Origin of the sequence: Streptomyces tubercidicus (assembly GCF_027497495.1) — a bacterium.
Taxonomy (GTDB): Bacteria; Actinomycetota; Actinomycetes; order Streptomycetales; family Streptomycetaceae; genus Streptomyces; species Streptomyces tubercidicus.
The window spans coordinates 5,513,095-5,536,756 of sequence record NZ_CP114205.1 but is presented as its reverse complement, the minus strand read 5'-3'; the positions used below and the strand labels follow the sequence as shown (position 1 = coordinate 5,536,756).

General features: G+C 72.1%; 19 protein-coding genes. 6 read left to right on the top strand and 13 right to left on the bottom strand.

The features are described from left to right. Positions 1-51 precede the first annotated feature (51 nt). The gene (locus tag STRTU_RS24015) at positions 52-1,392 is read left to right on the top strand and encodes a 6-phospho-beta-glucosidase (protein WP_159746039.1); all 1,341 of its coding nucleotides are present in this window, start codon (positions 52-54) and stop codon (positions 1,390-1,392) included. A 241-nt stretch (positions 1,393-1,633) separates the two neighbouring features. On the opposite strand, the gene STRTU_RS24010 is transcribed toward STRTU_RS24015, so the two are convergent. Both STRTU_RS24010 and STRTU_RS24005 read right to left on the bottom strand, forming a co-directional pair. Beyond that, entirely contained in the window at positions 1,634-2,263 is a 630-nt protein-coding gene (locus STRTU_RS24010) for an MBL fold metallo-hydrolase (protein ID WP_159746037.1), read from the bottom strand. Further along, positions 2,263-3,348 carry an S-(hydroxymethyl)mycothiol dehydrogenase gene (locus tag STRTU_RS24005; protein ID WP_159746035.1) on the bottom strand — a complete coding sequence of 362 codons (1,086 nt, stop codon included), beginning with the start codon at positions 3,346-3,348 and terminating at the stop codon, positions 2,263-2,265. Before STRTU_RS24005 ends, STRTU_RS24010 begins: the two co-directional genes overlap by 1 nt. A gap of 247 nt (positions 3,349-3,595) precedes the next feature. Between STRTU_RS24005 and STRTU_RS24000 the strand changes: the two genes are divergently transcribed. Continuing rightward, positions 3,596-4,408, top strand: coding sequence for an HAD family acid phosphatase (locus tag STRTU_RS24000; RefSeq protein WP_159746033.1), 813 nt, complete (start codon positions 3,596-3,598; stop codon positions 4,406-4,408). Between the two features lie 107 nt (positions 4,409-4,515). Here the strand turns inward: STRTU_RS24000 and STRTU_RS23995 are convergent, their stop codons facing one another. Together STRTU_RS23995 and STRTU_RS23990 are read right to left on the bottom strand one after the other, a co-directional pair. Then, entirely contained in the window at positions 4,516-5,421 is a 906-nt protein-coding gene (locus tag STRTU_RS23995) for a ribonuclease Z (protein WP_159746031.1), read from the bottom strand. A gap of 6 nt (positions 5,422-5,427) precedes the next feature. Beyond that, on the bottom strand, positions 5,428-5,787 hold the full coding sequence (locus tag STRTU_RS23990) for a histidine triad nucleotide-binding protein (protein WP_159746029.1): 360 nt from the start codon (positions 5,785-5,787) through the stop codon (positions 5,428-5,430). A 245-nt stretch (positions 5,788-6,032) separates the two neighbouring features. On the opposite strand from STRTU_RS23990, the gene STRTU_RS23985 reads away from it, so the two are divergent. After that, positions 6,033-6,461, top strand: a complete 429-nt coding sequence (locus STRTU_RS23985; protein WP_159746027.1) for an OsmC family protein — start codon at positions 6,033-6,035, stop codon at positions 6,459-6,461. A gap of 180 nt (positions 6,462-6,641) precedes the next feature. After that, positions 6,642-9,101 (top strand): hypothetical protein, encoded by a 2,460-nt coding sequence (locus STRTU_RS23980; protein ID WP_159746025.1) that lies wholly within the window; start codon positions 6,642-6,644, stop codon positions 9,099-9,101. A gap of 30 nt (positions 9,102-9,131) precedes the next feature. Here STRTU_RS23980 and STRTU_RS23975 read toward each other — a convergent pair whose 3' ends face one another. From STRTU_RS23975 to hrcA, 4 genes are all read right to left on the bottom strand, one after another. After that, complete coding sequence (locus STRTU_RS23975; protein ID WP_159746023.1) at positions 9,132-9,875, bottom strand: 16S rRNA (uracil(1498)-N(3))-methyltransferase; 744 nt, start codon at positions 9,873-9,875, stop codon at positions 9,132-9,134. Continuing rightward, positions 9,872-10,960, bottom strand: a complete 1,089-nt coding sequence (locus STRTU_RS23970; RefSeq protein WP_159746022.1) for a nitronate monooxygenase — start codon at positions 10,958-10,960, stop codon at positions 9,872-9,874. The genes STRTU_RS23975 and STRTU_RS23970 overlap by 4 nt, the downstream gene beginning before the upstream one ends. A 96-nt stretch (positions 10,961-11,056) precedes the next feature. After that, the gene (gene dnaJ, locus STRTU_RS23965; protein WP_159746021.1) at positions 11,057-12,193 is read right to left on the bottom strand and encodes a molecular chaperone DnaJ; all 1,137 of its coding nucleotides are present in this window, start codon (positions 12,191-12,193) and stop codon (positions 11,057-11,059) included. Next, positions 12,194-13,210 (bottom strand): heat-inducible transcriptional repressor HrcA, encoded by a 1,017-nt coding sequence (hrcA, locus tag STRTU_RS23960; RefSeq protein ID WP_159746020.1) that lies wholly within the window; start codon positions 13,208-13,210, stop codon positions 12,194-12,196. A 194-nt stretch (positions 13,211-13,404) separates the two neighbouring features. Between hrcA and STRTU_RS23955 the strand changes: the two genes are divergently transcribed. Beyond that, positions 13,405-14,139, top strand: coding sequence for an MBL fold metallo-hydrolase (locus STRTU_RS23955; RefSeq protein ID WP_159746019.1), 735 nt, complete (start codon positions 13,405-13,407; stop codon positions 14,137-14,139). A gap of 32 nt (positions 14,140-14,171) precedes the next feature. Further along, positions 14,172-15,005: a DUF3097 domain-containing protein gene (locus tag STRTU_RS23950; RefSeq protein ID WP_159746018.1), complete on the top strand. Its 834-nt coding sequence runs from the start codon at positions 14,172-14,174 to the stop codon at positions 15,003-15,005. Here STRTU_RS23950 and STRTU_RS23945 read toward each other — a convergent pair. The 5 genes from STRTU_RS23945 to lepA form a co-directional block, all read right to left on the bottom strand. Then, entirely contained in the window at positions 14,983-15,552 is a 570-nt protein-coding gene (locus STRTU_RS23945) for a Uma2 family endonuclease (protein ID WP_246241133.1), read from the bottom strand. The two genes, STRTU_RS23950 and STRTU_RS23945, sit on opposite strands and share 23 nt — an antisense overlap. 106 nt (positions 15,553-15,658) lie before the next feature. Then, entirely contained in the window at positions 15,659-16,891 is a 1,233-nt protein-coding gene (gene hemW, locus STRTU_RS23940; RefSeq protein WP_159746017.1) for a radical SAM family heme chaperone HemW, read from the bottom strand. Between the two features lie 52 nt (positions 16,892-16,943). Beyond that, positions 16,944-19,079, bottom strand: a complete 2,136-nt coding sequence (locus STRTU_RS23935; RefSeq protein WP_159746016.1) for an ATP-binding SpoIIE family protein phosphatase — start codon at positions 19,077-19,079, stop codon at positions 16,944-16,946. Positions 19,080-19,377: 298 nt separating this feature from the next. Further along, positions 19,378-21,267 (bottom strand): AMP-dependent synthetase/ligase, encoded by a 1,890-nt coding sequence (locus STRTU_RS23930; protein ID WP_159746015.1) that lies wholly within the window; start codon positions 21,265-21,267, stop codon positions 19,378-19,380. 438 nt (positions 21,268-21,705) lie between these two features. Beyond that, the gene (gene lepA, locus STRTU_RS23925; RefSeq protein WP_159746014.1) at positions 21,706-23,580 is read right to left on the bottom strand and encodes a translation elongation factor 4; all 1,875 of its coding nucleotides are present in this window, start codon (positions 23,578-23,580) and stop codon (positions 21,706-21,708) included. Positions 23,581-23,662: the final 82 nt, after the last annotated feature.

The following is a 23,662-nucleotide window of genomic DNA, read 5'->3' as shown; positions in this document are numbered from 1 at the left end:
CGTATCGGCACGTGCCGCCAGTGTGCCTGATGCTGCGGTACGTTCCGCCCCATGAGGCTGACGATTCTGGGCGGGGGCGGCTTCCGGGTGCCGCTGGTCTACCGTGCCCTGCTGGACGACCCGGGGCGCGCCGTGTCCGAAGTGGTGCTGCACGACACCGATCCGCGCCGGGTGGCGGTGATCGCCGGGGTCCTGGAGCGGCTGGCGCAGGGGCATCCGGCGCCGGTACCCGTACGGATCGCGGACGGTCTGGACGAGGCGCTGGAGGGCGCCGGTTTTGTCTTCTCGGCGATCCGGGTGGGCGGCACGTCGGGCCGGATCCGGGACGAACGTATCCCACTGTCCGAGGGGGTGCTGGGCCAGGAGACGGTCGGCGCGGGCGGTGTCCTCTACGGGCTGCGGACGATCCCGGTGGCGCTGCACATCGCCGAGCGGGTCGCGGCGCTCGCCCCCGACGCCTGGGTCATCAACTTCACCAACCCGGCGGGCATGGTCACCGAGGCGATGTCCCAGGTACTCGGCGACCGTGTCATCGGGATCTGTGACTCGCCGGTGGGGCTGGTGCGCCGGGCGGCGCGGGCGGCCGGTGCGGACCCGGCGGCCCTCGCGGATCCCGGGCGGGCCGGTTACGACTACGTGGGGCTCAACCACCTCGGCTGGCTACGGTCGTTGACGCTGGACGGCACGGATCTGCTGCCGGGGCTGCTCGCCGACGAGGACGCGCTGGGCTCCTTCGAGGAGGGCCGGCTCTTCGGCGCCGACTGGCTGCGGACCCTCGGCGCGCTCCCCAACGAGTATCTGCACTACTACTACTTCCGCCGCGAGACCCTCGACTCCGTACGGGACACCCGGGAGACCCGCGGCGAATTCCTCGACCAGCAGCAGGGCAGCTTCTTCGAGCGGGCGGCGGCGGCCGACGGCCCGGAGGCGGTGTACGCGCTGTGGGAGCGGACCCGGCTGGAGCGCGAGGAGACGTATATGGCGCACAGCCGGGAGGCCAGTGGCGGCTGGCAGCGCGACGCGCACGATCTGGAGGGCGGCGGCTACGACCGGGTCGCGCTGGCGCTGATGCACGGCATCCTCGCCGACACCGGTACCCGGCTGATCCTCAACGTCCGCAACGGGACGACCGTGCCGCAGCTGGCCCCGGACGCGATCGTGGAAACGGTGTGCGAGGTGGGCGCACAGGGCGCCCGGCCCCTACCCTGCGCCCCGCTGCGGGAGGACCAGTTGGGTCTGATGCTCCAGGTCAAGGCAGTGGAGCGGGCAACCGTGGAAGCCGCCCTCTTCAAGGACTGCGACGCCGCCCTACGAGCGCTGGCCTTGCATCCGCTGGTGGACTCCCCGACGGTGGCCGCCCGCATCCTGGAGCGGGCAGCGGAGGGGGCGTGAGGCGGAGGGAGCATCCGCCCCGGAGGCGTACGGCCACTGCGGCCAAAGACGCGGAGGCGTGCGCCCATGGCCGTGAGCCCACGGAGGCGTGCGCCCATGGCCATGAGCCCGCGGAGGCGTGAGGCCACGGAGGCGTGAGCCCCCGGAATACCCCCCGCCCCCGCCACGTTGTGGCACGCAAGGGGCGCCCGTACCCCCCTACGGGATCCAGGCGCCCCTCCCCTAAGTGGCAACGCCCCCTCTAATGCCCGCGTTTGATCCACTCCTCCAGGTGCGGTGCCTCCGCACCGATCGTCGTCGGATCGCCGTGTCCGGTACGGACCTGGGTCTCCGGCGGCAGGGTCAGCAGCCGGTCCCGGATCGAGTCGACGATCGTCGGGAAGTCCGAGAAGGACCGGCCGGTGGCGCCGGGGCCGCCCTGGAAGAGGGTGTCGCCGGTGAAGACGGTGCGCAGGTCGGGGGCGTGCAGGCAGACCGCGCCGGGTGCGTGGCCCGGGGTGTGCAGCACCGTCAGGTCCGTACCGGCGATGGTCAGCACCTGGCCGTCGGCCAGCTCCGCGTCCGGTGGGGTGTCCGGATGGGTCATCTTCCACAACGGCAGGTCGGCGGGGTGCAGATGGATCCTGGCGCCGGTGCGGGACGCGAGCGCCGGGGCCGCGTCGATGTGGTCGTTGTGCCCATGGGTGCAGATGATCGCGCGCAGTGTCCGGCCGTCGAGGGCCGTGACGATGGCGTCGGCGTCATGGGCGGCGTCGATGACGATCGCCTCGTCGTCGTCGCCGACGATCCAGACGTTGTTGTCGACGTCCCAGGTGCCGCCGTCGAGGGAGAAGGTGCCGGAGGTGACCAGGTGGTCGATGCGGACCGCCATCAGAGCGCCACCACCGATCGCAGCACGTCGCCCGCGTGCATCCGCGCGAAGGCGCCTTCCACGTCCTCGATGCCGATGGTCTCGGTGACGAACGCCCCCAGGTCGATCCGGCCCTGGAGGTGCAGATCGACCAGCATCGGGAAGTCGCGGGAGGGCAGACAGTCGCCGTACCAGGAGGACTTGAGGGCGCCGCCGCGGCCGAAGACGTCCAGTAGGGGAAGTTCCAGGGTCATCTCGGGGGTGGGGACGCCCACCAGGACGACGGTCCCGGCCAGGTCGCGGGCGTAGAACGCCTGCCGGTAGGTCTCCGGGCGGCCGACCGCGTCGATGACGACGTCCGCGCCGAAGCCGCCGGTCAGCTCGCGGACCGCCTCGATGGGGTCGGTGGTGCGGGAGTTGACCGTGTGGGTGGCGCCCATGGAGCGCGCGGTCTCCAGCTTGCGGTCGTCGATGTCCACCGCGATGATCTTGGCCGCACCGGCCAGCCGGGCCCCCATCACGGCCGCGTCGCCGACGCCGCCGCAGCCGATGACCGCGACCGAGTCGCCGCGTGCCACGCCGCCGGTGTTGAGGGCGGCGCCCATGCCCGCCATCACCCCGCAGCCCAGCAGGCCGGCCGCCGCGGGCGCGATCTCCGGGCTGACCTTGGTGCACTGTCCGGCGGCGACCAGCGTCTTGTCGGCGAAGGCCCCGATGCCCAGCGCCGGGCTCAGCTCCGTGCCGTCCTTCAGCGTCATCTTCTGCCGGGCGTTGTGGGTGTCGAAGCAGTACTGCGGGCGACCGCGCAGACACGCCCGGCACTGGCCGCACACCGCCCGCCAGTTGAGGACGACGAAATCGCCGGGCGCCACATCGGTGACGCCGGAGCCGACCGACTCCACCACCCCGGCCGCCTCGTGCCCGAGCAGGAACGGAAAGTCGTCGTTGATGCCGCCCTGCTTGTAGTGCAGATCGGTGTGGCACACCCCGCACGTCTGGATCTTCACCACGGCCTCGCCGGGACCCGGATCCGGCACCAGGATGGTCTCCAGCCGGACCGGTTCGTTCTTCCCCGGCGCAATCACGCCGCGCACTTCCTGTGCCATCGGGACAGCCCCTTTCAAAGATCACTTACGGGACCACTGTGGCGCACCGCCACTGAGCCGTGCTCACCGTACGCGTGCCGGGCCACCGCGCACAGGACCACGGCCGGGTCCGTGATCTCCGGCCCGGAGCCACCCGCCGCGGGTCCGCTCGCGGCCTTTGCCAAGGGTTGAATCTGCGCGCGTAGATACGGATGTGAGGCTCTGTTAGACCTACGGAGTCCGCTCATGTCTCTTTAAGGAGCCGCGCATGCCCCGTCCCGCCCGTTTCCGCCCCGCCCTCTCCCGCCGGGCCCGCCTCGGCGCCGCGACGGTCGCCGCCCTCGTCACCGGCACCGCCGTCTTCGGCATCGGCCAGGCCACCGCCGAACACTCCATACCGCGCACCGACAAGGAGATCCCCAACCTCACGCAGGTGCAGGACAAGATCAAGGCGTACTACGGCGACACGGTGACGGCGGACGGCGAGCACTACGCCTCCCCGCGCAGCAACTACGCACACCAGGTCCGCGGCATCGAGAGCAAGGCCCGCGGCTACCTGTCGAAGGCCCTTGCCGGGCACGGCCGGGCGGGCAAGGCCAAGCCGGCCATCGTGCTCGACATCGACGACACGACCCTGCTCACCTATAACTACGAGCTCCAGGTCGGCTTCCACTTCACCGAGGAGAGCCAGGACAAGTACCTGGCGCACACCGACATGGACCCGGTCTTCGGCATGGACCGGCTGGTCAACTGGGCCCACGACAAGGGCGCCGAGGTCTTCTTCCTCACCGGCCGCAAGGAGGCGCAGCGCGACTGGAGCGTGCGCAACCTCAAGAACGTCGGCTACGGCGTGCCCCTGGACCGCCGGCACGTCTACCTGAAGGACAAGGAGCACCCGCCGCCCTACCTGCCCTGCGGCTCCACCTGCTCGACCATCGAGTACAAGTCGGGCACCCGCAAGCACATCGAGTCGCTCGGCTACAACATCGTCGCCAACTTCGGTGACCAGTACAGCGATCTGCGCGGCGGCGCCGGGGACCGGACGTTCAAGATGCCGAACCCGATGTATTACCTGCCGTAGGCGGGGCGGGGCGGCCCCGGCGGGGTGCGGGCCGGCCGGACAGGCCGGCCGGGCGGGGCCCGGGGGCGCACCGGGGGGAATCACGCCCGCCCCCGGCGCCCCCGCCCTCAGCCCCGCTTGGGCAGCGGCACCCGCGACAGATCCTGGGCGATGGTCAGTTCCCCCGTATACCCCGCCGCGCGGGCCTGCCGTTCGAACTCCGTGGGGTCGGCGTAGCGCTGCGAGAAGTGCGTCAGCACGAGATGCCGCACCCCGGCCCGTGCGGCCACCTCCGCGGCCTGCCCGGCGGTCAGATGACCGTGGTCCACGGCCAGCTGGATGTCCTCGTCCAGGAACGTCGACTCGATGACCAGCATGTCCGCCCCCTCCGCGAGCGCGTGCACGCCCTCGCACAGCCGGGTGTCCATGACGAACGCGAACCGCTGGCCCCGCCGCTGCTCGCTCACGTCGTCCAGGGTGACGCCGTTCAGCTCGCCGCGCTGCTTGAGCCGTCCGACGTCCGGCCCCGCGATGCCGTGCTCCGCCAGCCGGTCCGGCAGCATCCGTCGGGCGTCCGGTTCGACGAGGCGGTAGCCGTACGACTCGACGGGGTGCCAGAGCCGTCGCGCCTCCAGGACGTACGACTCCGTGCGGTCCAGTTCGCCGTCGGCGGCGACCGGCCGCTCCACCAGGCGGACCGTCTCGCGGTAGGCGGTGGCATGGCGCAGCCGGTCGAAGAAGCGCTGGCCGCTGGCCGGGTAGTGGGCGGTGACCGGATGCGGCACCCGGTCCAGGTTGATCCGCTGGATCACTCCCGCCAGGCCCAGCGAGTGGTCGCCGTGGAAGTGCGTGACACAGATCCGGTTCAGGTCATGGGCGGCGACCCCGGCGCGCAGCATCTGCCGCTGGGTGCCCTCGCCGGGGTCGAAGAGCAGCCCCTGGCCGTCCCACCGCAGCAGATAGCCGTTGTGGTTGCGATGGCGGGTGGGGACCTGACTAGCGGTGCCGAGGACGACCAGTTCACGTACGGACACGGTCGGTTATCCGGGGGGCCACTGGAGGCCGCGGCCGCCGAGCACGTGCAGGTGTGCGTGGAAGACGGTCTGGCCCGCGCCGGAGCCGGTGTTGAAGACGACGCGGTAGCCGCGGTCCTCCATCTTCTCCTCGGCGGCGACCTCCCGGGACTCCCGCATTATGTCGGCGATGATCTGCGGTTCGGCGGCGGCGAGGGACGCGGCGTCGGGGTAGTGCACCTTGGGGATGATCAGGACGTGCGTCGGCGCCTGGGGGTTGATGTCGCGGAACGCGACGGTGGTCTCGGTCTCCCGGACGATGGTCGCCGGTACCTCCCCTGCCACGATCTTGCAGAACAGGCAGTCGGCCTGCGGTTCTCCCGCCACCGGTGGCTCCTCCCGGATCTTCCGCCGTACACACGGTGCGCACGGCCTTCGGATGCTACCGGGCGGCGCCAGCGGGGGGTTGCAGCGACCGGGGGTGGCCGGGGCTCACCGCCGCGGCGGGGCGCCCGTCCCGCCGCGGCGGGTCCCGTCGGCGCACCGGCGGAGGGCGGGCAGCACGGCGCGGCCCCGGCATCACTAAGCTGGCGATCACAACCGCTTTCGCCCACAACCGGGAGATCTGCACCATGGCAACCACGCGCACCGCCAAGACCCACTGGGAAGGCAACCTCCTGGAGGGCAAGGGCACCGTCGCCCTGGAGTCCTCCAAGGTCGGTACGTACGACGTGAACTGGCCCGCCCGCGCCGAGCAGCCCAACGGCGTCACCAGCCCCGAGGAGCTGATCGCGGCGGCCCACTCCTCCTGCTACTCGATGGCCTTCTCGCACGGCCTGGCGGGCAAGGGGTACACCGTCGAGGCCCTGGACACCCAGGCCGATGTCACCTTCCAGCCCGGCGAAGGCATCACCGGCATCGCACTGACCGTCAAGGCCCGCGTCCCCGGCCTGTCCGAGGAGGACTTCCAGGCCGCGGCGCAGGACGCCAAGGCCAACTGCCCGGTGAGCCAGGCACTGGCGGGCGTCAAGAACATCACGCTGGCGGCGGAGCTGGTCTGACGAGACGGCCGGTCCGACCGGCCCTCCGTAGTGAACGGCGGTGCGCCGGACGGCCCCTGAGGGCGCGTCCGGCGCACCGCTGCGTTGTCAGTGGGCCGTGCCACGATCTGAGTGTCGCGGAAGGGTCCGGTGCCGTTCCGTGCACCGCCGTACGCCCGCCCCGCGAAGGGATCTCCGCACGTGACCCACAGCTCCGCCGCCCCGCTCCGCCTGGCACTGCGGCTCGCCGCGCCGGACACCGCCGACGCCCTCGCCGAGCGGCAGCGTCCGGAGTTGCTGGCCGCGCTGTCCGACCGGTTCGGGCTGCCGGAGGAGATGATCGAGACGCTGACCGGACCGGACGGGGCGGCGCTGCGTGCCGCGCTGGACGCCGATCCCGAGGCGTTCCTGATACAGGCGGCGGGGAGCGGCGACCCGGTGATCGCCCGCGCGGTGTGGAAGGCGCGCTACCGCATCGGCACGGGCCGGACCCGGCGCGCGCGGGACCTGCCGGATCTGCTGCCGGCGATTCTGGGCGCCGCCGACGTCACGGACCCGCGCTGGGAAGCCGAAGACAGCCTCGTCACGCTGCTCCTGAAGGAAGCCACCCCCGTTGAGCTGCTCCCCGCCCTGACCGGCCCGTTCCCCCAGCTGATCTCCTACACCCTGGTCCGGCTGTCCCGGTTTCTCCCGCTGCCGGTCACCCTCGACGCCTGTATTGCCCTGGTCCAACTCGCCGGCGGTGAAGGGCTGCTGGCGTTCGCCGACGGGGTCGAGCAGGCCCCGGACTTCGATCTCGGGCGCCCGGAGCTGCTGGAGGTGATGCGGGCCGCGGCGGCCGACGCCGACCCGGAGGCGTTCCTGCGGGAGCGCCGCCCGGCCGGCGCATGGACGGACCCCGCCTCGCTGCGGGCCCTGATGAGGGTCCGTCTCGGCGTCGGCGTGGTCGCGAAGCCTGCCGCCCTGGACTGGGAACTCGTCCGGCGCGAACACGCCCGCCTGCCCTTCGGGACCGGCCGGTCGAGCGGCAACCACCTGTCGCAGCTCACCCAGTGGGAGGGCTGCCCTGACGACCTCGTCATGGAGTGTTTCCGCGCCGACCCCTGGAGCACCTCGCAGAGCGCCGCAGGGCTGCCCTTCGAGGCGCTGGTGGGGCCCGAGGCGGCGGCGGGCAGGGTGCGCTTCGACGAGGCCCTGGGGCGCGGCATCCGTACGGGCCGGCTGCCGGTGGACCGCGTACTGGCGGAGGTGGGCCCGGCGGCGGAGGTGCTGAGCGCGCTGCCGTACGACCACGAGCCGACCCGCAAGACCCTCGCCGGACTGCTCGACCGGCTCGGCACGGACCCGGTCAACTGGCTGACGTGCTACGCCCGGATGGGGCGGGCCCGGGGCAGCGTCGCCGAGCTGATCGAGGACGCCGCCTGGGGCGATTCCCGCAAGAAGCGCAGCACCAGCTGGCCGCGCCCCCTGGAGGCGGTGTTCCCCGCCACACCCCCCGAGGCGTCCCGGGCCGCGTTCCTGAACCTCTTCCAGTGCGCCTCCGAGGAGGCCCAGATCGCCGTCGTACCGCACTTCGACCCACGGGCAGTGCAGCATCTCCTGGTGTACGGCGATCCGGCGCCGGCCGTCCGGGACGCGGTGTTCGCCGCCCACGGGGTCCCGGCGCAGGCCGCGCAGGCCGCCACCACCGCCCTCTCCCCCGAGAAGCTGGCCTACCTCCTCGATCTCGACGAACCGCGGGTGGACGCGAACCTGTTCTTCCACTGCCGTCTCGACGACGGGGAGCGGGAGCGGATGCTGGCCGGGCGGCTGCGCGGCGGCGGCACCCGTGACGTCCCCGGGGAACTGCTCCGCGCCCTGCGGGAGACCAACCTCGGCCACTACCGCAGCCGGCTCATCGCCGGTCTGGAGTCCGGTGACCCGGGCGTGGCCCGTACGCTCGTCGAGCGGCTGAGGCTCCGGCTGCCCGCGGCCCGGCTGCGACTGCTGGCGGCCGTGTGGGAGCGCGGCGGCCCGGACGCGGTGCGCGAGATCCTGGCGATGGACCGGTTCCCGGTCACGTTCCGCCGGCAGACGGAGAAGCTCCTCGGCCTCCCCGACGGCCTGGAGCGGCTGCGGGTCCGGCTGGCCGAGGAGGAGGACCCGGCGAAACTGGTGGCGTTCCTCAACAAGCCCCCGGGCTACGGCAGCAGCCAGCTGCACAAGCTCACCGGCGAGGGCATACCCCTCCCCTGGCCCGAGCTGATCGCGGCACACCGTTCCGGCACGCTGGCCGCAGCCCCGGCCGAGGACCTCGCGGAGCGCCCGGACTGCCCGCGCGAGATGCTGCTGGCCCTGCTGCCGCACGCCCCGGAGGCCGGCCGCCACGACTCCTCATGGCTCCAGCTCGCCCTCCGGCGCGGCGCGCTCACCCCGGAGGACGTCCTGACCCGTGCCGCCCCCGCGAACCGGGCCCTGGCCCACCTGCTCCGCCTGCTCAACTCCGCGGAGCGACCAGCCGACCGGCAGGAGCTGGGCACCCGGGCGGCCGCACTGACCGCGGAGCATCTGGGCACCGACCCCGAGACCTGGGCCGTCTGCCTCCAGCTGCTGCCGACCTTCACCGGCACCCTCACGGAGCTGTGCGCAACGGCGGCCGCGATCACGCAGCCGTCGGCCTGAGCCCCCGGGGCGGCACGGGCCGCGGAGCGCTCAGCTCCACCGCCCCGTCCGCCCCAGCAGCAGCGCGGTGGCCGCGGTGCCCGCCGTGGAGGTGCGCAGGACGGTGCTGCCCAGGCGGTAGGGCTTGGCGCCGGCCTCGGTGAAGGTGGTGAGTTCCTCGGGGGAGACGCCGCCTTCCGGGCCGACGACGAGCACGATGCGGCCGTCGGTGGGGAGTTCGGCCGTGGCGAGCGGTGTGCTGCCCTCCTCGTGGAGGACGGCGGCGAAGTCGGCGTCCGCGAGCAGCGCGGCCACCTGCTTGGTCGTCAGCGGGTCCGTGACCTCCGGGAAGGTCAGCCGGCGCGACTGCTTGCCCGCCTCGCGGGCGGTGGCGCGCCATTTGCCGAGCGATTTGGCGGCCCGCTCGCCCTTCCACTGGGTGACGCAACGCGCCGCCGACCAGGGCACGATGGCGTCCACTCCGGTCTCGGTCATCGTCTCGACGGCCAGCTCGCCGCGGTCGCCCTTGGGGAGGGCCTGGACGACGGTGATCGTGGGGGCGGGCGGGTCCTCGGTGCGCAGCTCCGTGACCGTGACAGTGAGCCGGTCCTTGCCCTCGACGGCGGCGACCGTGCCGTAGGCGCCGGTGCCGTGCCCGTCCGTCAGGACGACCTCCTCACCGGCCCGCAGCCGGCGCACCGAGACCGCGTGCCGGCCCTCGGGACCGTCCAGGGTCAGCGTGCCCCCGTCCCGTACGCCCGCGAGGGACTCGACGAGGAAGACGGGTGCGGTCATGAGGCACTTCCGTGGGCGGGGAGGCTCAATGCGGCGCGTGCCGCGTCCAGTTCGGCGGACAGCACCTCCACCAGCCGGCCGGCGGGCAGCTCCCGCGCCAGCCGGTGCCCCTGCCCCGCCCACAGGTTCATGCCCTGGGCGTCGCCCGCCTTGGCCGCGGCCTTGCGCACCGTGGAGGTGAGGTAGTGGACGGCCGGGTAGGCGGCCGGTGCGTACGGGCCGTGCTCGCGCATGAAGCGGTTCACCAGCCCGCGGGCCGGCCGCCCGGAGAACGCCCGGGTCAACTCCGTATGAGTGAACAGGGGGTTGGTCAGCGCCTGCTTGTGCAGGGGGTTGGCGCCCGACTCGGGGGTGGCGAGGAAGGCGGTGCCCAGCTGCGCCATGGTCGCCCCGGCGGCCAGCACCGCCGCGATCTGCGTCCCGCGCATCAGCCCGCCCGCGGCGATCAGCGGAATCTGCACGGCCTCCCGGACCTGGCCGAGCGCCGCCAGCAGCCCCAGCCCGGCGCCGGTCCCGTCCGCGTGCGGATCGTCCCGGTGGGTGCCCTGGTGGCCGCCGGCCTCCACGCCCTGCACACACACCGCGTCCGCGCCCGACCACTGCGCGGCCTGCGCCTCGGCGGCGGTGGTGACCGTGACGACGGTGTACGTACCGACCTTGGCGAACGCGTCGAAGACGGCGCGCGAGGGGCAGCCGAAGGTGAAGGACACCACCGGCACCGGGTCCTCCCGCAGTATCGCGAGCTTGGCCTCGTAGCCGTCGTCGATGGGCCCGTCGGTGTCGCCGAGCTCGGTCTCGTACCAGGTGGCCTCGCCGGCCAGCTGTTCGCGGTAGACCTCGACGACGGAGCCGTCGGCCAGCGAGGGCTGCGGCATGAAGAGGTTGACGCCGAAGGGCCGGTCGGTCAGCGACCGCAGCTGTTTGATCTCCTGGTACATGCCGTCGGCGGTCTTGTAGCCGGCGGCGAGGAAGCCGAGACCGCCGGCACCGCAGACGGCGGCGGCCAGCTCGGGTCCGGAGCCGCCTCCCGCCATCGGGGCCTGCACGATCGGGTAGCGGCAGAGATCGGTCAGCGCGGTGGGCATGCGCACATCGTGTCACGCCCTGACCACCGCCCCGCATCGGGGCGGTGGCCGCCGCACGGGCCCGGGGAACCTCCGCGGCCCCCGGGCCGACCTGGGCTATCGCCCGTTGAACGCATCCTTCAGACGCGAGAACAGCCCCTGCTGCCCCGGCTGGAACTGCCCCGTGGGCCGCTCCTCGCCGCGGAGCTTGGCGAGCCGCCGCAGCGCCTCCTCCTGCTCGGGGTCGAGCTTGGTGGGCGTCTGCACCTCGACATGGACGATGAGGTCGCCCCGGCCGCCGCCGCGCAGATGCGTCACACCCCGCTGGTGCAGCGGGATCGACTGTCCCGACTGGGTACCGGGCCGGACGTCGATCTCCTCCACCCCGTCCAGCGTCTCCAGCGGGCATTTCGTGCCCAGCGCCGCCGCTGTCATCGGGATGGTGACCGTGCAGTGCAGATCGTCGCCGCGCCGCTGGAAGACCGAGTGCGGCAGCTCGTGGATCTCCACATAGAGATCACCGGCGGGGCCGCCGCCGGGGCCGACCTCGCCCTCGCCCGCGAGCTGGATGCGGGTGCCGTTGTCGACACCGGCCGGGATCTTGACGGTCAGGGTGCGGCGGGAGCGGATCCGCCCGTCGCCCGCGCACTCGTGGCACGGCGTCGGGACGACCGTGCCGAAGCCCTGGCACTGCGGGCACGGCCGCGAGGTCATGACCTGGCCCAGGAACGACCGGGTGACCTGCGAGACCTCACCGCGGCCGCGGCACATGTCACAGGTCTGCGCCGAGGTACCGGGCGCCGCGCCCTCACCGCTGCACGTCGTACAGACGACGGCGGTGTCGACCTGGAGGTCCTTGGTCGTACCGAAGGCGGCTTCGTTCAGCTCGACATCGAGCCGGATCATGGCGTCCTGGCCGCGGCGGGTGCGCGAGCGCGGCCCGCGCTGCGACGCGGTGCCGAAGAACGCGTCCATGATGTCGGAGAAGTTGCCGAAGCCCGCGCCGAAGCCGCCCGCGCCCTGGCCGCCGCCGGCCTGCGAGAGCGGGTCTCCGCCGAGGTCGTAGACCTGCTTCTTCTGCGGGTCCGACAGCACCTCGTAAGCGGCGTTGATCTCCTTGAACCGCTCCTGGGTCTTCGGATCCGGGTTCACGTCCGGGTGCAGTTCGCGCGCCAGCCGACGGAAGGCTTTCTTGATCTGGTCCTGCGAGGCGTCGCGTCCGATGCCGAGGACCGAGTAGTAATCCGTGGCCACTTACGACTCCGCGAGGATTTGTCCGACGTAACGTGCCACTGCGCGTACCGCTCCCATCGTTCCGGGGTAGTCCATGCGGGTCGGTCCGACCACGCCGAGTTTGGCGACTGCCTCGTCGCCCGAACCGTAGCCGACCGTGACGACCGATGTGGACGCCAGGCCTTCATGAGCATTCTCATGCCCGATACGTACGGTCATGCCCGAGTCCTTGGCCTCCCCGAGCAGCTTGAGCATCACCACATGCTCCTCAAGGGCTTCCAGCACCGGCCGGATGGTCAGGGGGAAATCGTGCCCGAAGCGCGTGAGATTGGCGGTGCCGCCGATCATCAGCCGCTCTTCGGTCTCCTCCACCAGAGTTTCCAGCAACACCGACAGCACTGTCGAGACCGTGCCGCGGTCGTCCTGCTCGAAGGACTCCGGGAGATCCTGCACCAACTGCGGCACATCCGCGAACCGGCGCCCCACGACCCGGCTGTTGAGCCGGGCCCGCAGGTCCGCCAGGGAAGCCTCGCCGAACGGTGCCTGGCAGTCGATCAGCCGCTGCTCGACCCGCCCGGTGTCCGTGATCAGCACCAGCATCAGCCGGGCCGGGGCCAGCGCCAGCAGCTCGACATGCCGGACCGTGGACCGGGTCAGGGACGGGTACTGCACGACCGCGACCTGCCGGGTCAGCTGCGCCAGCAGCCGGACCGTGCGGCCCACCACGTCGTCGAGGTCGACGGCGCCGTCCAGGAAGTTCTGGATCGCCCGCCGCTCCGGACTGGACAGCGGCTTCACACCGGCCAGCTTGTCGACGAACAGGCGGTAGCCCTTGTCGGTGGGGATCCGCCCGGCGCTCGTGTGCGGCTGGGCGATGAAACCCTCGTCCTCCAGGACGGCCATGTCGTTGCGGACGGTGGCCGGGGAGACGCCGAGCTGATGGCGTTCGGTGAGGGCCTTGGAGCCGACCGGCTCCTCCGTCCCCACATAGTCCTGGACGATGGCGCGCAGCACTTCGAGCCTGCGTTCGCTGAGCATCCCGCGCACCTCCAGTCCGGCCGTCCGCCGTCTCGACTCTCCTGGCACTCACACGGGCCGAGTGCCAGACCCTGAGCCAGTGTACGGCCGAGTAGCAGGCACACGGCAAGGGCGGCCGCATACAGCACCCGCCCGGTGACCGTGTTCGGTCGATCTGCCGGGCAACGCTATCGCGATGGCGCTAGCGTCTCGGTATGCACACTGCTTGGGAAGAGGCCGGTTGGGAACAGCTCGGTGACGGTGTCGCCAGACGCCGGATGCCGAGGTGGGACGAGACGATCGGCGTGATCGCGGGGACCACCGGCGTCATGATCGTCGACACCGGCGCGACCCTGCGCGACGGTGCGGATCTGCGGCGGGCGGTCCGCGGTGTGCTCGGCCGGGACGTGACGCATATCGCGCTCACCCACCCGCATTTCGATCACGTACTGGGCACCGCCGCCTTCGCGGGCGTCGAGGTCTTCGGCGCGGCCGGCCTCGGTGATCTGCTGCGCCGCGGCAAGGACGCGCTGCGGCACGACGCGGTACGGCACGGCGTCGCGCGCGACGCGGCCGCCGAGGCCGCCGATCTGCTGGTCGCCCCGCACCACCACGTCCACGACCAGCTGACCGTCGAGCTCGGCGACCGGCAGGTGCTGCTCGCCAATGTCGGCCCCGGTCACACGGCCCACGATCTCGCGGTCCTGGTACCGGGCCGGGGCGGATCCCCTGAGATCGTCTTCTGCGGCGATCTGGTCGAGGAGTCCGGCGAACCCCAGGCGGGCCCGGACGCGCTGCCGCAGCGGTGGCCCGGCGCCCTGGACCGCCTGCTGGCCCTCGGCGGCGACGACGCCCGGTACGTTCCCGGCCACGGCGCCGTAGTGGACGCCGACTTCGTCCGCGCCCAGCGCGACGCCCTCGCCGCCCGCTTCGGCGTCGCCCCCTCCTGATCACCACCCGCTCACCCCACGGACAGGCCCCCATGCAGAGCAAGCGCTACAGCCCCGACCTCACCCCCAGCTGGAAGAAGCAGCGGCCCGCGCCCGAGGTCCCCGCCGAGCCCGATCTGGTCGTCGAGGAGGTCACCTCGGGTTTCTGCGGCGCCGTGATCCGCTGCGAGAAGACCGCACAGGGCCCGACGGTCACCCTGGAGGACCGCTTCGGCAAGCACCGCGTCTTTCCCATGGAGCCGCGCGGCTTCCTCCTGGAGGGCAAGGTGGTCACCCTCGTACGCCCGCAGAGCGCGCCGGCGCCCAGCGGTCCCGCCCGGACCGCATCCGGGTCACTCGCCGTGCCCGGCGCCCGCGCACGGGTCGCCCGCGCCGGGCGCATCTACGTGGAGGGCCGGCACGACGCCGAGCTGGTGGAGCGGGTCTGGGGCGACGACCTGCGCATCGAGGGCGTCGTCGTGGAGTACCTGGAGGGCATCGACGACCTGCCCGCGATCGTCCACAGCTTCTCCCCCGGCCCGGACGCCCGCCTCGGCGTCCTCGTCGACCATCTCGTACCCGGCTCGAAGGAGTCCCGTATCGCGGCCGGGGCGACCGGTGACCATGCGCTGGTGGTGGGCCACCCGTACATCGACATCTGGGAGGCCGTGAAGCCGTCCTCGGTCGGCATCCCCGCCTGGCCCTCCGTCCCGCACGGCCAGGACTGGAAGACGGGCGTGTGCCGCGCCCTGGGCTGGCCGGAGAACACGGGCGCCGCCTGGCAGCGGATCCTCTCCTGCGTGCACTCCTACAAGGACCTGGAGCCGGCGCTGCTGGGCCGGGTCGAGGAGCTGATCGACTTCGTCACGGCCGGCGGTGGGGCCTGACCGCGGGAAGCGTCCCGAAGTCGGTGGTGTCCAGCTCGGTGCCGAGCGGCTCCAGCGGCACGGGGTCGCCGAACTCGGTGATCCGCTGCACCGCGTAGTCGGCCTCCTCACCGGCGCCGACGGGCTCGGTGAGCAGGACGCAGCGGGCGTCGTACGGGTCGATGATCACGTACGCGGGGGCACCCCCGGCGGCGTAGATGGAGCGCTTCAGGCCGTAGTCACGGTCGGCGCTGCGCAGGGAGACCACCTCAAGCAACAGGGTCACGTCCGAAGCGGGCACGAGCCATCCGGAACGCCGGCATCGTCCGCGCTCGATCACCACCAGGTCGGGCTGCGGCTTGCTGACCTCCCCCGGGAACGCGAGGTGCTGTGTCGCGAATCCGCGCCAGCGGTCGCGCGGAATCTGGCCGATCACCTCGCTGACGATCCTGTTGTGGACGATATCCGTCCCGCCGCTCAGCAGGATTTCCCGGCGCAGGAGCTCCGCCCGGAAGCCCTCTGGAGGCTCGAACTCCGCGAAGTACTCCTCGATGTCCTGATCGTGCACTGTGGCCAGCCGCCCAACTATCCTTGTCTGCCGATGTATTGCGGCAGCCTAGGAACGGCGTTGCCCGGCGGACCGGGTCTCGGGGGGAGATCACTCAGCCGAGTGATCAGTCCACCAGATCCCGCACCACCGCATCCGCCAGCAGCCGCCCCCGGAGGGTCAGCACGGCGCGCCCCGCCTCGTACGGGGCGGGCTCCAGCAGGCCGTCGGCCAGGGCGCGGGCCGCCGCCTTCGCCCCCGCCGGGGCGAGGATGTCCAGGGGGCAGCCGTCCGAGAGGCGCAGCTCCAGGAGGATGCGTTCGACGCGGCGGTCCTCGTCGGAGAGGAGTTCGCGGCCGGCGCCCGGGGAGCGGCCTTCGGAGAGGGCCTGGGCGTAGGCGCCGGGGTGTTTGACGTTCCACCAGCGGACGCCGCCGATGTGGCTGTGGGCGCCGGGGCCGGCGCCCCACCAGTCGGCGCCGGTCCAGTAGAGCTCGTTGTGGCGGCAGCGGGCGGCGTCGGTGGTGGCCCAGTTGGAGACCTCGTACCAGGTGAAACCGGCCGCGGTGAGGCGTTCCTCGGTGATGAGGTAGCGGTCGGCGTGCACGTCGTCGTCGGTCATCGGGACCTCGCCGCGGCGGATCCGGCGGGCCAGCTGGGTGCCCTCCTCGACGATCAGGGCGTAGGCGGAGACATGGTCGGGGCCGGCGCCGATCGCGGCGTCCAGGGAGGCGCGCCAGTCGTCGTCGGACTCGCCCGGGGTGCCGTAGATCAGATCGAGGTTGACGTGCTCGAAGCCTGCCGCGCGGGCCTCGGCGACACAGGCCTCGGGGCGGCCGGGGGTGTGCGTACGGTCGAGGATCTTCAGGACGTGCTGCCGCGCGCTCTGCATGCCGAAGGAGACCCGGTTGAAGCCGCCCGCGCGCAGTTCGTCCAGATAGCGGGGGCCGACGGACTCCGGGTTGGCCTCGGTGGTGATCTCCGCGTCCGGCGCGAGGCCGAATTCCTCGCGGATCGCGGCCAGCATCCGGCCGAGATCGGCGGCGGGCAGCAGGGTCGGGGTGCCGCCGCCGACGAAGACCGTCTCGACCGGCCGCGGGTCGTCGCCCAGCACCTTGCGGGCCAGCCGGATCTCGTCGACGACGGTGTCGGCGTAGTTGTCGCGGGAGGCCAGGGCGCCGCCGGAGCCGCGCAGCTCGCTCGCGGTGTAGGTGTTGAAGTCGCAGTAGCCGCAGCGGGTCGCGCAGTACGGCACATGCAGATAGAAGCCGAGGGGCCGCCCGGCGGTCCCGCCCGGCGTATGACCGGGCAGCGCCCCGTCCTCGGGCATCGGCTCACCATCAGGCAGTGCGGAAGGCATGGGATCCATTGTCCGTCATGGCGGGGCGCCGTCCGTCCGGCGCCGCTGTGCCTCAGGACACCCCGGGCGGCGACGCCTGGAGGACCAGCAGGGCCAGGTCGTCATCGGGCGGGGTGGGGCCGAAGGCGTGCACGGTGCTGCGGATGTGGTCGGCGAGGGCGGTGGCGCCCAGGCCGGCGCCGGCGGCGAGCGCGGTGGCCAGTCCGTCCTCGTCGTCGAAGAGCCGCCGCCCCGAGCGCCGCTCGGTCACCCCGTCGGTGACGCACAGCAGCGTCTCCCCTGGGCAGAGGTCAAACGATTCGCTTACGTACGACGCGTCCTCCACCACCCCCAGCAGCATTTGCGGCGCAGCCACGATCCGGACCGCGCCGTCCATGCCCAGCACCAGCGGCAGCGGGTGCCCGGCGCTGGCGAGGGTGCAGCGGGCGCCGCCGGAGCCACCGGGGTACGGGACGATCTCGCCGTAGAGCAGGGACAGGAAGCGGGCCTGTTCGCCCTCCTCGCGGATCTCGACCGGTGCCTCGGCCCCGGCACCGGCCGCCGCCACCGCCGCCGCCACCGCCGCGACCGAGTCCGCGGCCTCCCGCGCCATGGTCTTGTTGAGCCGGTCGAGCACCGCCGCGACGCCGAACCCGTCGCGGGCCAGCAGCCGCAGCACGGGCCGGGCCAGCCCGGTCACCGCGGCCGCCTCCGGGCCGCTGCCGCAGACATCGCCGAGCGCGAAGCACCAGCGGCCGTCCCCGGCGTCGAAGAGGTCCCAGAAGTCGCCGCCCGCCCAGGCGCCCTCGCGCGGCTCGTAGACCACCGCCGACTCCACCCCGGGCACCCGCGCCCGCCCCCGGGGCAGCAGCCTGCGCTGCAGGACCTGACTGATGCGCTCCTGGCGGCTGTAGGCGCGGGCGGTGGCGACCGCGCGGGCGGCCCGGCGGCACAGGTCCGCGATCAGCGCGACCACCTCGTCGGGGAAGTGCGGCATCCCGCCCCGTCCGAGCAGCAGGGTGCCGAGCCGCCGTCCGCCGGCGACCAGGGGGCAGGCCAGTGCGGCGCCGCCGGGGCCGTGGCCGCCCGGTTCGTACGGCCAGGGCCAGGGCACGATCCCCGGCGCGCTGCCGGACGCGCCCTCGCCCGGGAGTTCCGGCGGCTGCTTCTCCAGCGCCGTACGCAGTGCGTCGATCCGGCTCTCGCTGGTGTGCCAGACACCGGCCAGCCGCTGCTCGTCACCGGCCGCGGCGATCCCCCGGCCGGGTGCCCCGCCGTCGCCGTCGTACAGCCACACCGCGCACCACTCGGCGAGCCGGGGCACGATCAACTGGGCGGCGAGCGCGGCGACTTGGTCGGCGTCGAGCTGGCCGGAGAGCAGATCGGAGGCCTCGGCGAGGAAGGAGAGGGCGCCGTTGTCGACCCGGCCGCCGCCGGATTCCGGGCGGGCGGCCCGGCGCGGTGCCGGGGCGAGCAGCTCGGCGGTCCGCAGCTCACGCTGGAGCAGCTGGTTGTCGAGGGTGAACTCCGGCTCGCGCCACCCGGCGCCGCCCGCGGTCCCTACGGGCAGCCGGAACCAGACGGTCTTCATGGCCCGGCGGTAGGTGACGCCCCAGGATTCCGCGACCGCGCTGATCAGTTGCAGTCCGTGACCGCCGTTCTCGGACGCGGCGCTCTCCGCGCGGGCGCGGACCGGCTGGGTGGGGTGGTGGTCGGAGACCTCGATGACGATGCCGGGGCCGGACGCGCCGTCGGCGTCGGCTCCCGGGGCGGGCGCCGCTTCCCGGTGCGGCGCCTCGTACGCCTCCCGGTCGCGGCCCCGGCGCGGCTCCGCGTCCCCGTACGACTCCGCGCCCCCGCCCCGCCCGGCCTCCGGGTCCAGCCGGCAGCGCAGCTCGACGGTGGTACCCGCGTGCACGACCGCGTTCGTCACCAACTCGCTGACCAGCAGCACCGCTTCCTCCACGAGCCGGTCGGTCAGACCCTCCGCACCGGCCGGCCGCCGGTCGGCCCAGTCGGCGAAGGTGGCCCGGACGAAGCGGCGGGCGGCGGCAGCGGCCTGCGGATCACCGGGCAGGCTGACCCGACAGGAGCGGGCGGCGGGGCCGTCGGCAGGCCCGGCCGCGGGTCCGCCGGGGAACCCGTCCGCCCTCGTCGTGCGCGCCGCCGTGACGTCGTCGTCCCGTGGAGACGAAGTGGTCGTCCTCATTGAGCAACTCCCGAGCAGCTCCGCTACAGCGCCGGATGCGCCAACGACAGAGTGACAGAACGAGCGCAGCCATAAGCACTGAGTCACAGAAGTGGGTGGTCGCGGCCACCAATTCGGCTGACGCGCCGCGGGAGTTGGCCGACGGGTGAAGGACGGGCGAAGGACGGACGACGGGCGGCCGCGGGGACGAGTCGGGCTGCCGCGGTGGTTCCCGCGGCAGCCGGATCTCACTCGTACGGGCAGGGCGGTACGGAGCAGGGCAGTAATGGGGCAGCCAGGTCAGCCTCGCCCCGTACGGCTACGCCTCCCGCGACCCCGCATACATCTCGTCGAGCAGATCCTTGAACGTCCGCTCCACCACAGGCCGCTTGATCTTGAGGCTGGGGGTCACCTCACCGTGCTCGATGTCCAGGTCACGCGGCAGCAGCCGGAACTTCCGGATCTGCTGCCAGCGCTGGAGCCCCTCGTTGACCCGCTCGACATAGCCGTCGATCAGCTCCCGGACCCGGTCGGTGGCGACGACCTCGGCGTACGTCTTGCCGCTCAGGCCGTGCTCCTGCGCCCAGGTCATGATCGTCGGCTCGTCGAGGGCGATCAGCGCGGTGCAGAAATTCCGGTTGGCGCCGTGCACCAGCACATTGGAGACGAACGGGCAGACCGCCTTGAACTGGCCCTCCACCTCGGCCGGTGCGATGTACTTGCCGCCCGAGGTCTTGATCAGGTCCTTCTTGCGGTCGGTGATCCGCAGATAGCCGTCCGGGGAGAGCTCGCCGATGTCGCCGGTGTGGAACCAGCCGTCCGCCTCCAGGACCTCGGCGGTCTTGTCGGGCAGGCCGTGGTAGCCCTCCATGATGCCGGGGCCGCGCAGCAGGATCTCGCCGTCCTCGGCGATCCGGACCTCGGTGCCGGGCAGCGGCTTGCCGACCGTGCCGGTGCGGTACGCCTCGCCGGGGTTGATGAAGCTGGCGGCGCTGGACTCCGTCAGGCCGTAGCCCTCCAGGATGTGGATGCCGGCGCCGGAGAAGAAGTAGCCGATCTCCGGGGCGAGCGCGGCCGAGCCGGAGACCGCGGCGCGCAGCCGGCCGCCGAAGGCATCCCGCAGCTTGCTGTACACGAGCGCGTCGGCGATCTTGTGCTTGGCGGCGAGCGCGAACGGCACCGAGGCGCTGCCCGTACGGCGGAAGTTGTCCTGGGAGGTCTTGGCGTACTCGCGGGCCACCTCGGCCGCCCACTGGAAGATCTTGTACTTGGCGCCGCCGCCCGCCCGCGCCTTCGCCGCGACACCGTTGTAGACCTTCTCGAAGATCCGCGGCACGGCCGCCATGTAGGTGGGCCGGACCACCGGCAGATTCTCGATGATCTTGTCGACCCGGCCGTCCACGGCGATCACCTGGCCGGTCGCGATCTGCCCGGCGGTGAGCACCTTGCCGAAGACATGCGCCAGCGGCAGCCAGAGGTACTGCACATCGTCCTCATGGACGAGCCCCGTCGACTGGATCGCACGGGCCAGATACGACCAGCAGTCGTGCGGCAGCCGGACGCCCTTGGGACGGCCGGTGGTCCCGGAGGTGTAGATGAGCGTGGCCAGCTGGTCGGCGCGCAGTGCGGCGACCCGCTCCTTGACACACTCCGGGTGCTCCTCCAGATAGGCGGTGCCGCGCTTCTCCAGCTCGGCGAGGGTGAGCACCCAGCCCTCCGGATCGCCCTCGGCGGGCTCCGCGCCCTTCTCGTCGATGACGACGACATGCGCCAGCTCGGGCAGCTCCGCGCGCCGCTCGCGCGCCTTGGCGAGCTGTCCGGCGTCCTCCGCGATCAGCACCCGGCTGCCGGAGTCGGCCAGGATGTAGGCGGTCTCCTCGGCGTTGGTGCTGGGGTAGACCGTGGTGGTGGCGGCGCCGGAGCAGAGCACCCCGAGGTCGGCGAGGATCCATTCGACGCGGGTGTTGGAAGCGAGCGCCACCCGTTCCTCGGGGCGTACGCCGAGCGCGATGAGCCCGGCGGCGATGGCATAGACCCGGTCCGCGGCCTGGGCCCAGCTGATCGCCTTCCAGTCGTCCGGGCCCTGCCCCGCGGCAGGGGGGACCGGGTAGCGATAGGCCTCGATATCGGGCGTGGCCGCTACCCGCTCCAGGAAGAGATGTGCCACCGAAGGCGGCCGGTTTTCGATCAGCGTGTGGATGTCCGTCACGGCGTCCTCCGGGGCCCGCTTCGTTGCTGGTGACTCGCGAGTAACCTTTGAGCAGTGATCAGACTAGAGCGCGATCCGCCGACGCGTAAGGGGCTGCGACCTACCGGTTCATGATGCGACCGATGCGATAGGTGCACGTAGCACACACAAAGCCCGATAGCGCTCCGCACTGCTCACCCCCACCAGATCACACGGGGTGGGGGCAGCGATCACGCCGGGTGGGCAGTAGCCCCGATGCGTGCCGCCTCCGGCGTCGCACCGCCCCTTCAGCCCGGTGGGCGGCCACCCCGGAGACCGGCCCCGGCGACGCCCGACCCGAAAGCCGGCAGGGCGCCGGCCCCGCCATGGGGACCGACGCCCTGCCGCCACCGCTTCGCGGCCGCCGTCACCGGCTGCGCGCTCCGTCACGGGCTGCGCGCTCCGTCACCGGCTGCGCGGCTACTTCTTCGCCTTCGCGTCGCCGTCGGAGTCCGAGGACAGCACCGCGATGAAGGCCTCCTGCGGGACCTCGACGCTGCCGACCATCTTCATCCGCTTCTTGCCTTCCTTCTGCTTCTCCAGCAGCTTCCGCTTACGGGAGATGTCACCGCCGTAGCACTTGGCGAGGACGTCCTTCCGGATGGCGCGGACCGTCTCACGGGCGATGACCCGGCTGCCGATGGCGGCCTGGATCGGCACCTCGAAGCTCTGCCGCGGGATCAGCTCGCGCAGCTTGGCGACCAGCCGCACGCCGTACGCGTACGCCTTGTCCTTGTGGCAGATCGCGGAGAACGCGTCGACCTTGTCGCCGTGCAGCAGGATGTCGACCTTGACCAGGTCGGCGATCTGCTCGCCGGTGGGCTCGTAGTCCAGCGAGGCATAGCCGCGGGTCTTGGACTTGAGCTGGTCGAAGAAGTCGAAGACGACCTCGGCGAGCGGCAGGGTGTAGCGGATCTCGACGCGGTCCTCGGAGAGGTAGTCCATGCCGAGGAGGTTGCCGCGGCGGTTCTGGCACAGCTCCATGATCGCGCCGATGAACTCGCTCGGCGCCAGGATCGTGGCCCGGACGACCGGCTCATGCACCTTGTCGATCTTGCCCGTCGGGAACTCGCTCGGGTTGGTGACCTCGTGCTCGGTGCGGTCCTCCATGTCGACGCGGTAGACCACGTTCGGCGCGGTGGCGATCAGATCGAGCCCGAACTCGCGCTCCAGGCGCTCCCGGATCACCTCCAGGTGCAGCAGGCCCAGGAAGCCGACGCGGAAACCGAAGCCCAGGGCCGCGGAGGTCTCCGGTTCGTAGACCAGCGCGGCGTCATTGAGCTGGAGCTTGTCGAGGGCGTCGCGCAGCTCGGGGTAGTCGGAGCCGTCCAGCGGATACAGCCCCGAGAACACCATCGGCTTCGGGTCCTTGTAGCCGCCCAGCGGCTCCTCGGCTCCCTTGTTGAGCTGGGTGATCGTGTCACCCACCTTGGACTGCCGGACGTCCTTCACACCGGTGATCAGATAGCCGACCTCACCGACGGACAGTCCGTCGGCGGCCTTCATCTCCGGGGAGTTCGTGCCGATTTCCAGCAGCTCGTGCGCGGCGCCGGTCGACATCATCCGGATGCGCTCGCGCTTGCTGAGCGTGCCGTCGACGACCTTCACATAGGTCACGACACCGCGGTAGGCGTCGTAGACCGAGTCGAAGATCATCGCGCGGGCGGGGGCGTCCTTGACACCGACCGGGGCCGGCACCTCGCGGACGACCTTGTCCAGCAGCTCGGCGACGCCGACGCCGGTCTTGGCGGAGACCCGCAGGACGTCCTCCGGCTCGCAGCCGACCAGATTGGCCAGCTCGGCGGCGAACTTCTCGGGCTGCGCGGCCGGCAGGTCGATCTTGTTGAGGACGGGGATGATCGTGAGGTCGTGCTCCATCGCCAGGTACAGGTTGGCGAGGGTCTGGGCCTCGATCCCCTGGGCGGCGTCGACGAGGAGGATGCAGCCCTCGCACGCGGCGAGCGAGCGGGAGACCTCGTAGGTGAAGTCGACGTGGCCCGGGGTGTCGATCATGTTGAGGATGTGGGTCGTCCCACTTGCCTCTTCACCCTCGGAGGGGTCCCAGGGCAGCCGGACCGCCTGGGACTTGATCGTGATGCCGCGCTCGCGCTCGATGTCCATGCGGTCGAGGTACTGCGCGCGCATCTGCCGCTGGTCGACGACACCGGTGATCTGAAGCATCCGGTCGGCGAGCGTCGACTTGCCGTGGTCGATGTGCGCGATGATGCAGAAGTTACGGAGGAGGGCCGGATCGGTACGGCTCGGCTCCGGCACGTTCGTAGGGGTCGCGGGCACGCAGGGTCCATTCAGTGAACGCGGGTAGGCGGGACTCGGGTATTGACGTCTCCCCCCATCGTCCCATGAGCGAGGGGCTCGG

Coding starts and splice junctions, on each gene's coding strand:
- STRTU_RS24015 (WP_159746039.1), top strand. CDS start 52: ATGAGGCTGACGATTCTGGGCGGGGGCGGCTTCCGGGTGCCGCTGGTC.
- STRTU_RS24010 (WP_159746037.1), bottom strand. CDS start 2,263: ATGGCGGTCCGCATCGACCACCTGGTCACCTCCGGCACCTTCTCCCTC.
- STRTU_RS24005 (WP_159746035.1), bottom strand. CDS start 3,348: ATGGCACAGGAAGTGCGCGGCGTGATTGCGCCGGGGAAGAACGAACCG.
- STRTU_RS24000 (WP_159746033.1), top strand. CDS start 3,596: ATGCCCCGTCCCGCCCGTTTCCGCCCCGCCCTCTCCCGCCGGGCCCGC.
- STRTU_RS23985 (WP_159746027.1), top strand. CDS start 6,033: ATGGCAACCACGCGCACCGCCAAGACCCACTGGGAAGGCAACCTCCTG.
- STRTU_RS23975 (WP_159746023.1), bottom strand. CDS start 9,875: ATGACCGCACCCGTCTTCCTCGTCGAGTCCCTCGCGGGCGTACGGGAC.
- STRTU_RS23970 (WP_159746022.1), bottom strand. CDS start 10,960: ATGCCCACCGCGCTGACCGATCTCTGCCGCTACCCGATCGTGCAGGCC.
- hrcA (WP_159746020.1), bottom strand. CDS start 13,210: ATGCTCAGCGAACGCAGGCTCGAAGTGCTGCGCGCCATCGTCCAGGAC.
- STRTU_RS23955 (WP_159746019.1), top strand. CDS start 13,405: ATGCACACTGCTTGGGAAGAGGCCGGTTGGGAACAGCTCGGTGACGGT.
- STRTU_RS23950 (WP_159746018.1), top strand. CDS start 14,172: ATGCAGAGCAAGCGCTACAGCCCCGACCTCACCCCCAGCTGGAAGAAG.
- hemW (WP_159746017.1), bottom strand. CDS start 16,891: ATGCCTTCCGCACTGCCTGATGGTGAGCCGATGCCCGAGGACGGGGCG.
- STRTU_RS23935 (WP_159746016.1), bottom strand. CDS start 19,079: ATGAGGACGACCACTTCGTCTCCACGGGACGACGACGTCACGGCGGCG.